Raw genomic sequence first — 16,545 nt, forward strand, 5'->3', positions numbered from 1 at the left:
GCCGTTCTGATAATAATTATATTTTTTGGTTACCAGCATGAATTAACCTCATTATATAGCTACAATATTTAACTTTGAACTTAAGCTTAATCTACTCAAACATTCTGATATGCCTAAAGTAATCTCTAATGCCTCCTATTTTCAGGATAACGTCTTAATAAAAAACCAGGACATCTCAATTGATGGTACTGTCGTTTCAGGTATTAATGAAAGCAGCAACAAAAATGAAAATGGACACTCGCTCGTCATACCTGGTTTTATAGACTTACAGATTTACGGTGCTGGAAATAGATTGTTCTCCGCCGATCCAACTGTAGAATCGTTAACCATCATGGAAGATGACCTGCTCAAAAAAGGAACTACAGGCTTTTTAGCTTGTATGGCAACAAATTCATCGGAAGTTTTTAACCAGTGCATAAAAGCAGCCAAAGCACATCGATCAATTGCTAAAAATTGCCTGGGACTACACCTGGAAGGCCCGTTTTTAAACCCAAAACGTTTAGGCGCACATATACCTGAATTTGTAAGAAAGGCTTCACTTGATGAGGTTAAGAAACTGATTGAATTTGGAGATGGTGTGATTAAAATGATAACCATTGCCCCAGAACTTCAAGAGGAAGACGTAATTCAATACCTCCTAGATAACGGGGTGGTTGTTTCACTTGGACATAGCAATGCAACTTTCGAAGAAGCAACAGCCGCTTATAACAAAGGCATCCAAACCACTACCCATCTTTTTAATGCCATGAGCCCCATCCACCATCGGGAACCTGGAATCCCAACAGCTGTTTTTAGTCATAATAAAGCTATGGCCAGTATTATCGCCGATGGGCAGCACGTAGATTTCGAAGTGGTTAAATTTGCCCATAAATTATTAAAAGAACGCCTGTTTCTCATCACCGATGCTGTTACGACCTGTTCTACAGGGCCCTATCAACACGTTGAGAAAGGGACCAAATTTGTGATGCCAGATGGGACACTATCGGGCTCTTCACTGACCATGTTGGAAGCGGTTAAAAACTGTGTATCACATTGTGCCATCAGTTTAAATGAAGCAATAAAAATGGGAACATCATATCCCGCTAAATTAATTGGGATAGAAAACCTAACCTCATGCATAGAGATTGGGCAACAGGCAAACCTATTGATCATTGATGATCATTTAATTTTAAAAGAGGTCATATTTAAGGGTAAAACGGTGTAAATCATTCAACATGGTCAAAAAAATATTTTCTGTTTTATTGCTTCTATCTCTTTATGCGATTCATTCCTCAGGGCAACAAATAAATACCGCTTTTACCATCATACCACTTGGCGTAAAAGGAGGTGATGATGAGAGCAATTTATCTTCTTATATGATTGCACCCAAAGGCAGCAATAAATACGTCTGTCTTGATGCAGGCACTATAAATGCGGGCATCCAAAAGGCCATTGATTATCGATCACTTAAAGGCATAAGTGAAGAAATCCAGCGTAAACTGATAAAGGGTATTTGATTTCGCATGCACATTTGGACCATGTAGCAGGTTTAATAATCAATTCGCCGGCCGATACCGCAAAAAATATCTATGGCATGCCTTCTGTACTTAGCATTTTAAGGGACAAATATTTTACCTGGGATGCCTGGGCCAATTTTGCCAATGAAGGTGAAAAACCACAGTTAAAAAAGTATACTTATTTCCCATTGATCGAAGGCAATACTTATCCGCTAGCGGGCACGGAAATGAAGGTCAAAGCCTTTGAACTAAGCCATGGTAATCCTTATAAAAGTTCGGCTTTTCTCATCAGCCATGATGATAGTGATGTACTTTATCTGGGAGATACAGGCGCTGATGAAATTGAACACTCGGATAAACTCATGAAGTTGTGGCAAACAATAGCACCTCTCATTAATTCAGGACAGCTAAAAGCCATATTCCTGGAGGTATCTTTCCCGAATGAACAGCCCGACAAGCAATTGTTTGGACACCTTACACCGAGACTATTCTTTAGCGAACTGTCCAAACTTAAAGCCTTAACCAATGAAAAAGCATTTAAAAAAGTTTCTTTTATTGTAACGCATATCAAACCTCCAAAGCATCAATCAGAAAAAATAAAAAAACAGTTAGTATTAGGAAATACCTTGAATTTAAATTTAGTATTTCCCGAACAAGGAAATCAGTTAACAATAAATTAATGCAGGTAAAACATTAGCTAAAGCAAGTCAGAGTATTTTTGCCAAAAAATTACTCATGAAAAAAAATTTACTCCTGTTTACAACATTTTTATTTTTAATTCTCTTAAAAATTGATGCTGTAGCACAAAATGAAACAACAGCCTCAATAAATGGTATGGTTGCAGATGACAAAGGTCCAATCGGCGGGGCTACGGTTATTGCCATACACGAACCATCGGGTTCAAGATATGCTACTTCTACCCGGACAGACGGCCGTTACAATTTACCTGCCATGCGCATTGGCGGACCTTACTCCATTACGGTCTCTTTTATTGGTTTTAAAAATCAAACGCAACGTATTGAAAAATTAGCGCTAGGTCAAAGCTCAACATTAAATGTAACGCTAAGTGAAGATGCCAGCAATTTATCGGAAGTTACGGTATCAGGAAAACAAAGTAAAGTTTTTAACTCGGGCAGAACCGGAGCATCGCAGAATATTTCAAGAACCGCGATTCAAAACCTACCTACTTTAAATAGAAGTTTTACCGATTTTGTGAAACTTACTCCACAGTTTTCGTTGCAGTTCGGAAGTCCAAGTATTGCAGGAAGAAGCAATCTCGCCAACAATTTTACTGTAGATGGAGCCTTATTCAATAATGCCTTCGGTTTGCAGGGAACAATTGGTAGCCAAACAAGTTCTCAACCGATTAATATGGATGCCTTTGAAGAAATTACAGTAAATATTGCACCATATGACATTCGTCAAAGTGGTTTTACAGGCGCAGCCATAAATGCGGTAACCAGAAGTGGTACAAATGAGTTTCAAGGTTCATTAAATACCTATTACAGAAATCAGGATTTGGTTAGTGATTACAATTATGCTGGTCTAAAAGCACCAATAACTAATTTTAACCTTAAAGGTTACGGATTTACCCTTGGAGGACCCATTATTAAGAATAAACTATTCTTTTTTGCCAGCGGAGAATTAGAAAGAAGAGCTGATCCTGGAACCGGATTTGTTGCTTCAAGAGGCGGAAGTACAGGTCCAAACATTTCGCAGGCAAAAGGAGAAGATTTAGATAAATTAAGCACATTCTTACAAACACTTGGTTATACACCAGGGGCCTATGAGAACTATGCTTTAAAAACAAGAAGTGATAAATTATCAGCCAAATTAGATTATAATATTGATGATAAAAACACCTTAAGTTTAAAATATTTCTATTTCAGATCTTATAAAGATATTTTACCAAGTAATAGCGGCGCACCAAAAAATAACCGACAGCCATCGCAACTGGGCCTTCCATTTCAATCGGCTGGATATGGCATCAACAACAACATGGATAACGTTAACCTCGAATTCAGAACCCGTTTCAACAACAAATTTTCTAATCAATTAACGGTTGGTTACAACAACATGAACGATTTCAGAGAATCTAAGGGTAACAAACCGTTTCCACTTGTAGATATCATGAATCCTGACGGAAGTTCATACACTGCTTTTGGTTACGAACCCTTTACCGCGTTTAATTCCCTGAAAACTAAAGTTTATCAGATTACCGACAACTTCAATATCTATGCTGGTCGCCACGAAATAACTTTAGGTGCCAATTATGAAGGCTACAGGACGCTCAACGGCTTTGCACCAAACTATTACGGCGCCTATACTTTTAATAGTCTTGCCGATTTTTATAACAGTGCAAATAATGGTGTATCAAATGCAACAAAATACCAGATCCAGTACTCGGTTATGCCTGATGGATCGTTCCCGTATGCCGAAATCCGTTCAAATATGTATGGCCTATACGTGCAGGACGCTTTTACAGTAAGCGATCAATTTAAATTAACAGCAGGGTTACGCGCAGACTTAACTGATGTATCTTCACCCGCATCATTAAGCAATCCAAATGTTGAAAAGTTAACTTTTGAAAATGGAGAAAAAATCGACGTTGGCAGATTTCCTAAAAGCGCCATACTATGGTCACCACGTTTAGGCTTTAACTGGGATGTAAATCATGCCGGAATAACACAGGTAAGAGGTGGTACTGGATTATTCACCGGAAGACCTCCGCTGGTTTGGGTATCAAACCAGGCGAGCAACAATGGTGTCCAATTTGGTTCAGAATCTATCACCAATCCAACAAACAGGCCTTTTACGCCAAATGTTGATGCTTACAGAAACGTTAACAAAGCTACTGCTGCAAACAATACAGCATATAACCTGGCCGTAACCCAGCAGAATTTTAAATTTATGCAGGTTTGGCGTTCTAACTTAGCCGTTGATCAGAAATTACCTGGTGGCATTACCGGTACGATCGAAGCATTGTATTCAAAAGATATCAATTCAGTTTATTTTCGTAACGCGAACTTAAATACATCTTCTTACACACTTTTAAAAGGTGCCGATAACCGTCCAAGATATACGGCTTCCAGAATTTACGGGGCATCAGCTCCTACCCCTGCAAACCCAAATATTTCCGACGCAATTGTAATGACCAATACTGATAAAGGCCATAGTTTAGCGATTACCGGAACATTATCGAAAGAATTTGCAAGCGGCTTTTTTGCAACTGCAGGCTACACTTATACCGATTCCAGATCAGTTAATGATGGTGGCTCCATTGCGCAATCGATGTGGAGAGATCGTCAGGTTTCTGGTAGCCCGAATACTGATGCGCTTTCCTACTCAAGTTACATGGTCAAAAACCGCTTTATTGCATCTGTTGTTTACCGAAAAGAATACATTAGCCATTTAGGAACAACATTCTCTATGTTCTATCAGTTGCAAGATGGTTTCAGGTACTCTTATACTTATGGAAACGATTTAAATAACGATGGTTTAAATGGTAATGATTTAATTTTTGTTCCGGCAAGTAAATCAGATATTGTTCTGGTACCAGAAAATGCTGCTGATACCCGTACCAGTGATCAGCTATGGGCTCAATTAAATAGCTACATCAGTCAGGATAGTTATTTAAATAAAAGGAGAGGTCAATATGCCGAGCGGAATGGCCTTGTTGGTAATGTAATCGGCACGCTTGATATCCGTTTGGCGCAAGATTTATTCGCAAACCTTAAAGGTAAAAAACATTCGCTTCAGCTCACTTTTGATATTTTCAATTTTGGCAACATGATCAATAAAACCTGGGGTGTTCCAAAATTTGCCAATAGAGCTAATGGTTTACTTAACTTTAAGGGAATTGATGCTTCAACAGGAAATCCTACATTCTCTTTTCCTTATTTAAATGCAGATAACAATGTGCCACTTGTTAATACTTTTTCAAACAGTATTGATGAAACCGCCCGTTGGAGAATCCAGCTCGGGTTAAGATATAGATTTAATCAATAACCTTTTTAAACTGTATAATAAATGAGAAACGGCCTGATTGCTTAGCTATCAGGCCGTTTTATGGTAATGGCCGAGTCGTTTTTGTTGGCGACAGTTCGCCTTCTGATGATGGTACAGGAGATCCCAATGATAACCTATTTAATGGCTGGTCGGGAGATTCACCATCAGGGTTTACTTCGCACCCGGCATTACACCTCAATGCATCTTTATGGCTTGCAAAAGCACAATAAACATAAAATTCTAAAAGGAGCAATTTTAAATCGATTGATCCTTTTGTTCAAATAGTATTTCTATTAAATATTTACATCAATTATTAAAAACCATAGCCAGGTATTAAAAAATTGTTAATATTTTTGGGGCCATGAAATATAAACGCATCCTACTTAAGCTTAGTGGAGAATCACTAATGGGCGAGAAACAATATGGTATTGATAATGAACGCGTTAAACAGTACGCTGAAGATATCAAAGCTGTACATGATAAAGGCTTAGAAATTGCAATCGTAATCGGAGGAGGAAATATTTTTCGAGGCCTAAGCGCAGAAAAAAGTGGGATGGACAGGGCACAGGCTGATTACATGGGTATGTTGGCTACGGTAATCAACTCTATGGCCTTGCAAGATGCTTTAGAGAAGGTTGGCATTAAAACCCGCTTACTTACTGCCATTAAAATGGAGCAGATCTGCGAGCCATTTATCCGCAGAAGAGCTGTTCGACATTTAGAAAAAGGCCGTGTGGTGATTTTTGGCGCAGGAACCGGAAACCCATATTTCACAACCGATTCTGCCGCCGCTTTACGCGCCATAGAAATCAAAGCTGATGTTGTGTTAAAAGGTACGCGTGTTGATGGCATTTATACAGCAGATCCTGAAAAAGATCCATTGGCTACTAAGTACGAAGAAATTTCGTTTAGAGAAGTTTACGATAAAGGCCTTAATGTAATGGATATGACAGCCTTTACCCTTTGCGAAGAAAACCAATTGCCGATTATCGTGTTTGATATGAACAAACATGGCAATTTCATGAAAATCGCTAGTGGGGAACCTATTGGAACCCTGGTTAAATAAGGAATAAATATTATTTTTGTAGAAATACACACAATTATGAACGACCTCATACAATTACAATTAATGGATGCTCAATCTGCTATGGAGAGAGCCATCGATCATTGTGAATCTGAATTAACTAAAATCAGGGCTGGTAAAGCGTCAGCTGGAATGTTGGATGGTATTTTCGTAGATTATTATGGTGCAGCTACAGCATTATCACAAGTAGCCAGTATCAATACGCCTGATGCCAGAACCATCGTTATCCAACCTTGGGAAAAATCACTATTAACGGCAATTGAAAAAGCCATTCAGGTCGCAAACATTGGCATCAACCCACAAAATGATGGTATTGTTATCCGGTTGGTTGTACCGCCTTTAACTGAAGAGCGCAGACGAGAATTGGTAAAAAAAGTGAAGGAAGAGGCCGAAAGAGGTCGTATTACCGTTCGCAATATCCGTAAAGACGCCAATACCAAAATTCAGAAACTAAAAGGTGAAGGCGTTTCTGATGACGAAATTAAAACTGGCGAGGGCGAGGTTCAAAAATTGACCGATGCTTATATCATCAAAGTCGACAAACATGCCGAGGCTAAAGAAAAAGATGTGATGACAGTTTAATCTGTACAAAATAATGAAAAGGGAATAAATTTAAATTCATTCCCTTTTTTATGCCCTTATTTTTTTGCGCTGGAGCCCCTAATATTTAATATGGTAGGTAATGATACCTGCATATTTTCAATTGATTTTCCACCCTTTTTAAGTTTATTCAATAAAATCTTCATTACATTCTCTGCAATGGCTTCAAGAGGTTGAGTGATAGCTGTAACCGGTGGCTCACAAAATTCAAGGATTTCGAAATCATCAAAAGAAACAATAGCTATATCTTTGTGAATCTGAATTCCTAATTTTCTAAACGTTCTTAAGCCATCCAAACAAATGTAGTTAGCAGCAAATATTACGGCATCAAGCTGCCTCTCTGCCTTAAAAAACCTGATCATTTCTTCAATAGATCCAGCTGAGTCTACATATTCGATCTTCTTAACAATTGCCGGCAAGTTATTTTTTCCCATAGCCTTTTCATAACCAGTTAAGCGGTCAACCATCTGTTGCTGAACGGTATCAATGGTTACAAAACCGATATTTTTGTAACTATTTTTAATGAGGTGCTCAGTGGCATTATAAGTGCTATTCTCATTATCGATGATCACGTAATCCGTTTTAACATCCTGTACATAGCGATCAAACAGTACTACAGGGGCATCTGTCTGAATTAATTTTTTAACCTCCTCTTCCAATCCTTCGGGCAAGGCCATAATGTAGCCATCAACATGCCTATCTTTAAAAATCTGTAGCAGTTCTATTGCTTTTTCGGTATCGTTTCTGGTACTGCTGAACAAGATTTTATATCCCAGGTTCGATGCAATTTCATCAATCCGGCGTGCTATACCAGCAAAAAAAGGCTCAGAAATATCATCAACCAAAAAACCTATTATTTTCGTTTTACCTGTTCTCAAACTTGTGGCTAGGGCATTGGGCTGATAATTTAGTTCGGCTACAAGGTCTAAAACTTTTTTAGTGAGCGACTCGCTAATATTTTTTTCCCTTGCCTTCCCATTAATTACAAACGACACAGTGGTGATGGAGATATCCAGTTGTTTAGCGATATCCTTAATTGAAATACGTTTCTTTATCACAGGCATTAAACGAATAAAATTTCATTGGTAATATAATAATATATCATATAAATATAGAAAGGATATGATAAAACTGGTCTAAAATAAAAAAGAGCAACCTATCCAGGATTGCTCGATTAACTAACTTATTATTCATAAAAAATGCTGTTGGGGAAGGAGTCGAACCTTCAAGGGGTAGTTAGCTACAGTTCAAAAAATTAATTTGTGGTCAACCCAATAAACTGCGTTTGTCCCATTATTCCCCACCACCGAGACAAGGAGGCGTGTCTGCCAATTTCACCACCCAACATTTTAAAAAAGTTATCAGCAAGCAGTTTTCAATTCTCAGTTATTGCTAACTGTATACTGGCTACTGCAAACTGAAACCGCTGTAGGGGAAGGAATCGAACCTTCAAGGAGTGGTTAGTACCAAAACTGGTATATTCCCATTATTCTCCGCCACCGAGACAAGGAGGTGTGTCTGCCTGTTTCACCACCCTACAGTATGTTTAACAATTTTGAAAGAACGTTTCCTTTTTGTTAATTGCTTGATACAAATGTAAAGGAACATGCAATACCTTGCAAATATTTTAAACATTTAATTTTATTTTTATAATATTAATAAATATTTGTAAATTCGTTTATCATAATTCAAAAATATGCTTAAAAAAGACAATTCCAATTTAGAAATTGACAACCTCGATATCGATATATTAAAGCAATTGATGCAGGATGCTACTAAACCTTATACAGAAATTGCAAAGGATCTGATTGTTTCTGGCGGAACCATCCACGTTAGGATGAAGAAACTGCAAGAAATGGGCATTATAAAAGGTTCTCATCTCATCATTGATCCGCAAAAGGCAGGATATGATATCTGTGCCTTTTTAGGCATTTATCTCGAAAAAGGAATCCAATATAAAGATGCAGTTGCGCAGTTGAGCAAAATTAAAGAAGTGGTAGAATTGCATTATACTACCGGTGCCTATAGTATGTTCGCCAAAATTATCTGCAGGGATACCAATCACTTACGCCATGTTTTAAACGAGGAAATACAAGCCGTGAACGGTATTCAGCGGACAGAAACATTAATATCACTGGAAGAAAGCATTAAACGGCAAATTGAGTTGGGATAAGCGGAATGGATAAATAAAGGTGAAAGGCCAAAATCTATATAATCATACCTGAGCTTAGATGACCTTATATGTCTTATATGGTAAAAACCATTAGTGATTTTATTTGAAAATGAACGCTCAGTAGTATTTCGGTAACAGTAGTCCCGTTATCCGCTGTAGCCCCGAATTGCAATCGGGGGCTGCCGCTGCTACCGGGTTCAGAAACAATGGATAATGCAATAAATAGCAATGTTGCCTATTGACTCTTAGACTACGCTACCATTGACGTTATTGCTTAATTGTTTGATATTTAGAGTCTTGTAAAATATGCATTTCCATCCAACAAGGCCTTAGCACTGTATCTCCGTTCTATTTAAGTCCGGCCTAACAAATTTTTCGGACTCCACTGACCAAGCCCTATTACTTGCTTTAAAAGAAAAATTTTCAGCCGGCATTTTATTAATAGTTTTCTGTTGTTTTCATTTGTATTAATGAGCTCGGCAAAGCCTCGGTTTTGTTACTTTTTGATGCCAAAAAGTAAGAGCCCTTCGGCGGCGGCGAGCCGAGGCAAGACCGAGCTGTATGGAATAAGAAATCAGTTACGTCATTTATATTGATTTTTATACCATAAATTATCCCTCAGAGTGACATACAAAAGGACAGAGAAGAAAGTTATACTGATCAAGTTATTGTATTTAGAACAGCAGCTTATGCAGTTAAGCACCCAGCCAAAAGCAGCAGTAACATACTGGCCAACTAGACCCGATTGAAGTGAATATCACGATTTTTCATCGGGATAAAACGGAAAACGGGAGGCAACATAGATAGCTATACTGACCATGCTCTCCAAATCTTAATCATCATGCTTATAGGAACCTTTTCAACTACGCCACTATTGACAGAATGCCTAATTCGGTCGTCATTGCGAGGAGGAACGACGAAGCAATCTTTCGAGCAAAACGAACCTTATTATAAAGATTGCCAGCCTGTTGCCGGCAGGCTTCGTCGGCTAAAGAAGCCTTCTCGCAATGACGATTTATTGAGGAGATCTATTCTTCAAGAGATCTATAATGATAAATCTTCCTATTATTTATATTAATTTTTATACAATAAAATATCGCTCGAAATGACTTACTTATTTCAACAACTGGTAAGCAACCAGCGCAGCAATATATGCCATAGCAGTCATGTAAACCAATTGGATTACGGGCCATTTCCAACCTTTGGTTTCGCGGTAAACAATAGCAACCGTGCTCATACATTGCATCGCAAAAGCATAAAAGAGCATTAGTGAAATACCGGTTGCAAAAGAATAAACGGGCAAACCGGTACGGTTATTAACCGAAGCCGACATACGCTGTCTAATGGTTGAGGTATCTTCATCGCCGCCGTCAACGCTGTAAATGGTAGCCATTGTACCCACAAAGGCTTCACGGGCCGCAAATGAGGTAATTAAGCCTATGCCAATCTTCCAATCATAACCCAAAGGGCGGATAACTGGCTCTATCCAATGCCCAAGAATACCCACGTATGAGTTTTCCAATTTCTCGGTAGCCACCAGGGTTTTGATGTGATCGGTATTTTTTGTCGTATCAGCCAGAGATGACTCGTATTTTTTGTCGATATTTTCAAAGCGCTTGCCCGGCCCGAAAGACGCCATTACCCAAAGGATAATAGAAATGGCGATAATTACTTTACCAGCTTCGAAAACAAAGGTTTTAGATTTTTCGTACATGGTGTAGAAAACATTTTTCCACCTTGGCATACGGTAAACCGGCAACTCCATGATAAAATAAGACCTTTCCTTAGTTTTAATGATGAATTTCATTACCCATGCTACAAGCACCGCAGCAATAATGCCCACCAGGTACATCACCATCAATGCCAAACCTTGCAGATTAAAAATACCAAGAACGGTTTGAGAAGGGATAATCAACGAAATGATCAAAATATACACCGGGAGTCTGGCCGAACAGCTTACCAGCGGCGTAACCATGATGGTAATCATTCTATCTTTCCAATTTTCAATATTTCGGGCAGCCATAATAGATGGAACAGCACAGGCTAAACCACCGATCATTGGCACTACTGATTTACCGTTAAGTCCAACCTTACTCATAATCTTATCCATCATAAAGGTAACGCGTGCCATGTAACCCGTATCTTCCAAAACAGATATGAATGCGAAAAGAATGGCTATCTGCGGAATGAAAACAAAAATACCTCCCAAACCGGCTATTACGCCATCCAACAACAGATCAGTAAGCATACCTGCCGGTAAATATTCATGCCCAAGGCTGGTTATAAAACCAAAACCCGTTTCAATCCAGTCCATTGGATAGGATGACCAGGCAAATATTGCATTAAAAATAACAAAGAGGACTAACAAGAAAATGGCAAACCCCCAAACTTTATGTGTTAAAACAGCATCTAATTTATCACTGAAAGAAAATTTCTTTTCAGTGCCTTTGTCAATAAGCACATCAGACAAAATAGTGCTGAGATATTTATATCTGGCAATGGTTTCTGCAGCTTGAATTTTAGAAGATTCGAAATGGTGTGATTGCTCAATATTTTCAATTTCTTCCTGTTCTTTTTCAGTAAAAAAAGTTAAATGCTCATGTTGATGAAGCACCTGCAGTGCAAAATAATCGTTTTCTGAATTCAGCTTGGTTTTTATGGCATCAATTGCTTCCGGTGCCAGAAAATTAACATCTATATCCTGGTATTGCGTGGCAATTTTATTGGTATTGGCAATGGCCTGTTTCAGCTTATCAATTCCGATATTATTTCTTGCCGAAATGGAAACCACCTGGATCCCCAGTTTTTCAGACAGTTTATCCAGATTGATTTCAATCCCCTGCTTAGCAGAAAGATCGATCATGTTGAGCGCCAAAATAATTGGGATACCCAAGTCTGCCACTTGCGAATACAACAGCATGTTGCGCTTTAAATTAGAGGCATCGGCAATGAGTACAATTACATCTGGATGGCTATTGTTTTTTTTATCGGCAAGTACCTGAAAAACGATACTTTCATCAGCACTTTTTGGGTATAAGCTATAGGTACCTGGCAAATCTATAACCTCGGCTTCTTCACCGTTTTCAAGTTTTGTAAAACCTGTCTTTTTATCAACAGTGATGCCCGGAAAGTTTCCGATTTTTTGATTTAATCCTGTTAAACGATTAAACAAAGTAGATTTACCTGTATTGGGATTACCAACTAATGCAACTTTAATATCCAAACCCAGCTTTTTTTATTGAATAATAATCACATCAGCTTCACTTTTACGCAAACAAAGCTGATAACCAGCTACACGGATCGCCATAGGATCGCCCAAAGGAGCAAAACGTTCTACTTCTACAACCTCTCCAGGCAAGCAACCCATTTCCATTAACTTTACAGACATATCTAAATCTGTAAAGGCTACAATTGTTCCTTTTTCTCCTACTTTCAGGTGCGACAGCTTCATGTGCTAAATTTGGCGCAAGTTACCCTTTCTTTAGATTTATTCCAAATAAGATGCTGAATTATAGAATATAAATGATCCAGCTTTTACCGAAAAATGATCTAGTTGCGCTGTCCTCCTCTGCCAAAGCCATCGCCGCCATTGCCACCACGACCTCTGCTACCATCCCTACTTTCCCTAATCATATTCTTACCGCCCATACGGTTTATGGAATAGGTAAATGAAAACATAAAATAACGCCGTAATACGTTATAACTTTCATCGCGTATCGTATTATTATTGGCCGTGCGGCTTACACCCTGATTTTCATTTAGCAAATCATTTACTGCTGCCTTTAAAGTTCCCCGGTTTTTAAAAAACTGTTTGCTTATGTAAGAATTTACCAAAGTAAAGTGTGTATCAAAATCCTCTCCCCTACCGGTATTCTGGTTATAATCGGCATCAACTGACCAGCGGATATCACCCGGAAACAAATAGCTGACACTGATATTGGGACTAAAGGTGTAATAACGTGTATTGGAACTTGATTGAACAGAGTAGGTAGCCCTGTTTATTGATCCATTAACACCAGCGGTAAGATCAAGTTTATCTAAATTAGAAACTAAACGGTAACCATTGTTAATCGACCAGCTATTGGTGATGTTTTTTAACGTATTGGTAAAGTTTACATCCCTGCCATAGTTGCCACTGATATTAATGTGAAAATTAAGCTTATTTTCTGCCATGACGGGCAAACTTAAAGAGGAGGATAATGAACCTGAATAAACGCCATTTACATTTACAGGCAACACAGCAAATTTGCCCTGGTTAACTCCATTTTCTATTAAGCTGCTGCTATTGGCAATTTTGTTAGAAGTCTGGGTAAGGTTTACATTTACAAATAATGATCTGTTTTTACCAGGTGTAAACGTGTTATAGGCAATGCGTAAGGTATTGTTGAACTCGGGTTTTAAATCAGGATTTCCCTGTGGGATGCTTTGCGTGTTGGTGTTGTTAGGAATAGGCTGTAACTGCTGTATCGTAGGTTGATTGGTACTACCCCGGTAATTAAAAACCAAACGCTTGCTATTACTAAAATTATACCTGAACATGGCAGATGGTGTATAGTTAAATACATTCTGTTTTAATACAAATCCCTTGCTAATGTTATCGTTTTTACGATCCGTATTCTGAACGGCCATTCCTACATTCCAGTTGTATTTTTTTGCCATTTTATTTAAACTGAACCCAGCGGCATTGGTTAAAATGGTATTTTCGTAAACGTTACTTAATGAATCATTCAATAAATCATAATTTAATGTAGCCGGATTAAAGTCGTAGGTAAAACGTTCAGAGGTATTGTGGTTATAACCGTTTTGGTAATTAAATTCCAGACTTAAGGTTTTATCTAATGGCTCTGTATATACCAACCGGGTATTTTGGTTAATAGATTCGCTTTCCTGATCATTAAGCTGGTTAATAATCTTTGCTGTTTTAACGCTATCTTTCTCCCGTGTTTCCGGATTATAATTATAATTGTCGGCGTCGTTATTGTTAATATTAGTGTTGAGATTCAGCGACAACGTCCTTCCGCGGCGCATGAACTTTTTGCGCAATAGAATATTGTTGCTAATAGCGGGTGATGTGTTATGGTTGGTTAACCGTTGAGAGCCGCTAGTAGTATAGGTACCAAAATCGCGGGTATAAATACTACTGTTCACGCTTTCATTATTGGTATAACTTAAATTAGGCTGGATCCGCAATGAAGTGAGTGAATCTAATTTAGTGTCAACCATAAAGTTTAAACGGTGATTCAAACGATCAGCAGTATTATTTTGACGATTATCGAAAATTGTGGTTACGTTGCCTAAAAGATTTTGGGTAACGCTGTTCCTTAAAATCAGGTTATCAGATTTGTTAACGAAATAGCTAAAATTAATTTCAGTTTGATCGGCATATACATCCGAAAAGTTGACCCCACCGGCTTTGGTATCTGTAATTCCGATACGTCCGCCATTGCCACCCCCGCCTCCTAAGCCACCGCCAAAATTTTGTCTGTTCACATTATTAAACTGAGCAACCACACTCAATCGTTTGTCCTGATCAAAATGGTTGATATTCGCATTCACATCATAACGATCATTAGAACCATAACCACCTGTACTATTTCCGAAATAGCCGTTTTTCTTCTCTTTCTTGGTGGTGATATTAATGATTTTGGTTCTTGATCCATCATCAATCCCGGTAAATTGTGCCTGATCGGAAAGTTCATCAATAATCTGAATTTTATCGATCATATCAGCAGGGAGGTTTTTAGTGGCCAAAAGTGGATCGTTCCCAAAAAATTCTTTGCCATCTACCCTAACTTTGGTAATGGTTTCTCCCTGAGCTTTTACTGTTCCGGCCTTATCTACTTCTAATCCGGGCAATTTCTTTAATAAATCTTCTACTACAGCATTCTCGACCACTTTAAATGAGCTTGCATTAAACTCAATGGTATCCTTTTTTACCACAATTGGTGGAATTTCGGCTTTAATATCCACCGTTTGAAGATCAATTGCCCCTCCTTCCAAAATAATATCAGCCAAGGTTATATCTGCTTGATCAGTAGTAATGCTAAAATCTCTAGTGGCATTCTTTAAACCCAAATACGCTGCATATAATCGGTATTTACCTGGCTTTAAATTTTTAAAAGCAAACTTCCCATCTGCTGAAGTGTTTACAGCACCTACCGTACTTGAGTCTGCCAGATTTTTGACAGCTAAAGAGGCGTAATCTACTGGTTTTTTATCTGTTGACCGAATGACTCTTCCACTAACGGAACCCGTTTTCTGGGCATATGCATAAAATGATGATAGTATAAATAAAAGCGTAAAAATTTGTTTCATTCGGTTACTTTGGATTATAGCATAGAGACAGCAAACTATTATAAAGGTTTATTTGTATTAAGTAACATTTGAAATACATAAAATGTCAATTATACATTTAATATGTGATCAATTAGCGCTAAAAATAGTTGTGAAATTGATAAACAGTTAGTTTACTTCAGCTAAAAATTAGAACTATATCCTCCTGCACGAGGCGATCAGAAGCCATCAAGCCCAGCTTTTGCTGGGCTTGATGAATGTATTTTTGAGAAATATAAGACGAATAATTACATCCTTGGGCGCTGACCTCCTCCGCCACCGCGTTGGCCGGGCATCTGCATATCGCCACTCATGTTTCTACCTCCAATACGTGTTAAGGAATAAGTGAAGGAGAACATATAATAACGCCTCAACACATTGGAAGTTAAATCAACAATTGAAGTACCAGTAGCGGTTCTGCTCACACCCGTATTTTGGTTAAGCGCATCATTTATAGAAAATTTGAATGTTCCTCTATTTTTAAAAAACTGACGGCTGATGTAAGGATTAAGAAGGGTGTATTCCTGGTTGAATAGATCACCTCCACCAAAGTTTCTGAAATAATCGATATCAATGGCTAACCTGATGTTGGCTGGCAACACATAACTGATATCAAAACTAGGATTAATGGTGTAATACTGTGTATTGGATGAGGGCCTCGCAGAAAATGTAGAATTGGTATAACTACCGGTTATGCCTCCTGTTAAATCAAATTTATCTACATTGGTAACCAATTTGTAACCGTTTGAAATGGTGTAACTATTGGTTACATTCTTTACCAATGCATTGCTTACCTGGTCTGCAATAAAATTCACATTTCTGTTATAAGAGCCGTTACCGGAAATATTCAG

12 protein-coding genes and 1 tRNA gene are annotated in these 16,545 nt (G+C 38.2%); 7 read left to right on the forward strand and 6 right to left on the reverse strand.

Translation table 11 applies throughout. The features are described from left to right. Positions 1-109: 109 nt before the first annotated feature. The 6 genes from nagA to frr all read left to right on the forward strand — a co-directional run bounded on the left by nagA (position 110) and on the right by frr (position 7,170). Positions 110-1,204 (forward strand): N-acetylglucosamine-6-phosphate deacetylase, encoded by a 1,095-nt coding sequence (gene nagA, locus PGN18_RS17455; RefSeq protein WP_335320879.1) that lies wholly within the window; start codon positions 110-112, stop codon positions 1,202-1,204. Between the two features lie 10 nt (positions 1,205-1,214). After that, positions 1,215-1,496 carry a hypothetical protein gene (locus PGN18_RS17460; RefSeq protein ID WP_335320880.1) on the forward strand — a complete coding sequence of 94 codons (282 nt, stop codon included), beginning with the start codon at positions 1,215-1,217 and terminating at the stop codon, positions 1,494-1,496. Positions 1,497-1,510: 14 nt separating this feature from the next. Then, positions 1,511-2,176 carry a 3',5'-cyclic-nucleotide phosphodiesterase gene (locus PGN18_RS17465; protein ID WP_335320889.1) on the forward strand — a complete coding sequence of 222 codons (666 nt, stop codon included), beginning with the start codon at positions 1,511-1,513 and terminating at the stop codon, positions 2,174-2,176. A gap of 55 nt (positions 2,177-2,231) precedes the next feature. Beyond that, positions 2,232-5,504, forward strand: a complete 3,273-nt coding sequence (locus PGN18_RS17470; RefSeq protein ID WP_335320881.1) for a TonB-dependent receptor — start codon at positions 2,232-2,234, stop codon at positions 5,502-5,504. Between the two features lie 361 nt (positions 5,505-5,865). Then, positions 5,866-6,570 carry a UMP kinase gene (gene pyrH, locus PGN18_RS17475; RefSeq protein WP_335320882.1) on the forward strand — a complete coding sequence of 235 codons (705 nt, stop codon included), beginning with the start codon at positions 5,866-5,868 and terminating at the stop codon, positions 6,568-6,570. A gap of 36 nt (positions 6,571-6,606) precedes the next feature. After that, positions 6,607-7,170 (forward strand): ribosome recycling factor, encoded by a 564-nt coding sequence (frr, locus tag PGN18_RS17480; RefSeq protein WP_335320883.1) that lies wholly within the window; start codon positions 6,607-6,609, stop codon positions 7,168-7,170. 56 nt (positions 7,171-7,226) lie between these two features. On the opposite strand, the gene PGN18_RS17485 is transcribed toward frr, so the two are convergent. Then, entirely contained in the window at positions 7,227-8,252 is a 1,026-nt protein-coding gene (locus PGN18_RS17485; protein WP_335320884.1) for a LacI family DNA-binding transcriptional regulator, read from the reverse strand. Between the two features lie 138 nt (positions 8,253-8,390). Further along, positions 8,391-8,535, reverse strand: a tRNA-Asp gene (locus PGN18_RS17490). A 349-nt stretch (positions 8,536-8,884) separates the two neighbouring features. On the opposite strand from PGN18_RS17490, the gene PGN18_RS17495 reads away from it, so the two are divergent. Beyond that, positions 8,885-9,361 carry an Lrp/AsnC ligand binding domain-containing protein gene (locus tag PGN18_RS17495; RefSeq protein WP_025145395.1) on the forward strand — a complete coding sequence of 159 codons (477 nt, stop codon included), beginning with the start codon at positions 8,885-8,887 and terminating at the stop codon, positions 9,359-9,361. A gap of 1,114 nt (positions 9,362-10,475) precedes the next feature. Here PGN18_RS17495 and feoB read toward each other — a convergent pair. The 4 genes from feoB to PGN18_RS17515 form a co-directional block, all read right to left on the reverse strand. Then, positions 10,476-12,584, reverse strand: a complete 2,109-nt coding sequence (feoB, locus tag PGN18_RS17500; RefSeq protein WP_442955366.1) for a ferrous iron transport protein B — start codon at positions 12,582-12,584, stop codon at positions 10,476-10,478. Between the two features lie 12 nt (positions 12,585-12,596). Continuing rightward, the gene (locus PGN18_RS17505; protein ID WP_055913318.1) at positions 12,597-12,812 is read right to left on the reverse strand and encodes a FeoA family protein; all 216 of its coding nucleotides are present in this window, start codon (positions 12,810-12,812) and stop codon (positions 12,597-12,599) included. 98 nt (positions 12,813-12,910) lie between these two features. Beyond that, the gene (locus PGN18_RS17510; RefSeq protein WP_335320885.1) at positions 12,911-15,676 is read right to left on the reverse strand and encodes an outer membrane beta-barrel family protein; all 2,766 of its coding nucleotides are present in this window, start codon (positions 15,674-15,676) and stop codon (positions 12,911-12,913) included. Between the two features lie 266 nt (positions 15,677-15,942). Then, positions 15,943-16,545: outer membrane beta-barrel protein (locus PGN18_RS17515; protein ID WP_335320886.1), on the reverse strand; the 603-nt coding region annotated here is incomplete at its 5' end.

The organism is Pedobacter terrae (assembly GCF_036946585.1).
Classification (GTDB): Bacteria; Bacteroidota; Bacteroidia; order Sphingobacteriales; family Sphingobacteriaceae; genus Pedobacter; species Pedobacter terrae_C.

Coding starts and splice junctions, on each gene's coding strand:
- PGN18_RS17505 (WP_055913318.1), bottom strand. CDS start 12,812: ATGAAGCTGTCGCACCTGAAAGTAGGAGAAAAAGGAACAATTGTAGCC.
- PGN18_RS17495 (WP_025145395.1), top strand. CDS start 8,885: ATGCTTAAAAAAGACAATTCCAATTTAGAAATTGACAACCTCGATATC.
- pyrH (WP_335320882.1), top strand. CDS start 5,866: ATGAAATATAAACGCATCCTACTTAAGCTTAGTGGAGAATCACTAATG.
- PGN18_RS17470 (WP_335320881.1), top strand. CDS start 2,232: ATGAAAAAAAATTTACTCCTGTTTACAACATTTTTATTTTTAATTCTC.
- PGN18_RS17460 (WP_335320880.1), top strand. CDS start 1,215: ATGGTCAAAAAAATATTTTCTGTTTTATTGCTTCTATCTCTTTATGCG.
- PGN18_RS17510 (WP_335320885.1), bottom strand. CDS start 15,676: ATGAAACAAATTTTTACGCTTTTATTTATACTATCATCATTTTATGCA.
- nagA (WP_335320879.1), top strand. CDS start 110: ATGCCTAAAGTAATCTCTAATGCCTCCTATTTTCAGGATAACGTCTTA.
- frr (WP_335320883.1), top strand. CDS start 6,607: ATGAACGACCTCATACAATTACAATTAATGGATGCTCAATCTGCTATG.
- PGN18_RS17485 (WP_335320884.1), bottom strand. CDS start 8,252: ATGCCTGTGATAAAGAAACGTATTTCAATTAAGGATATCGCTAAACAA.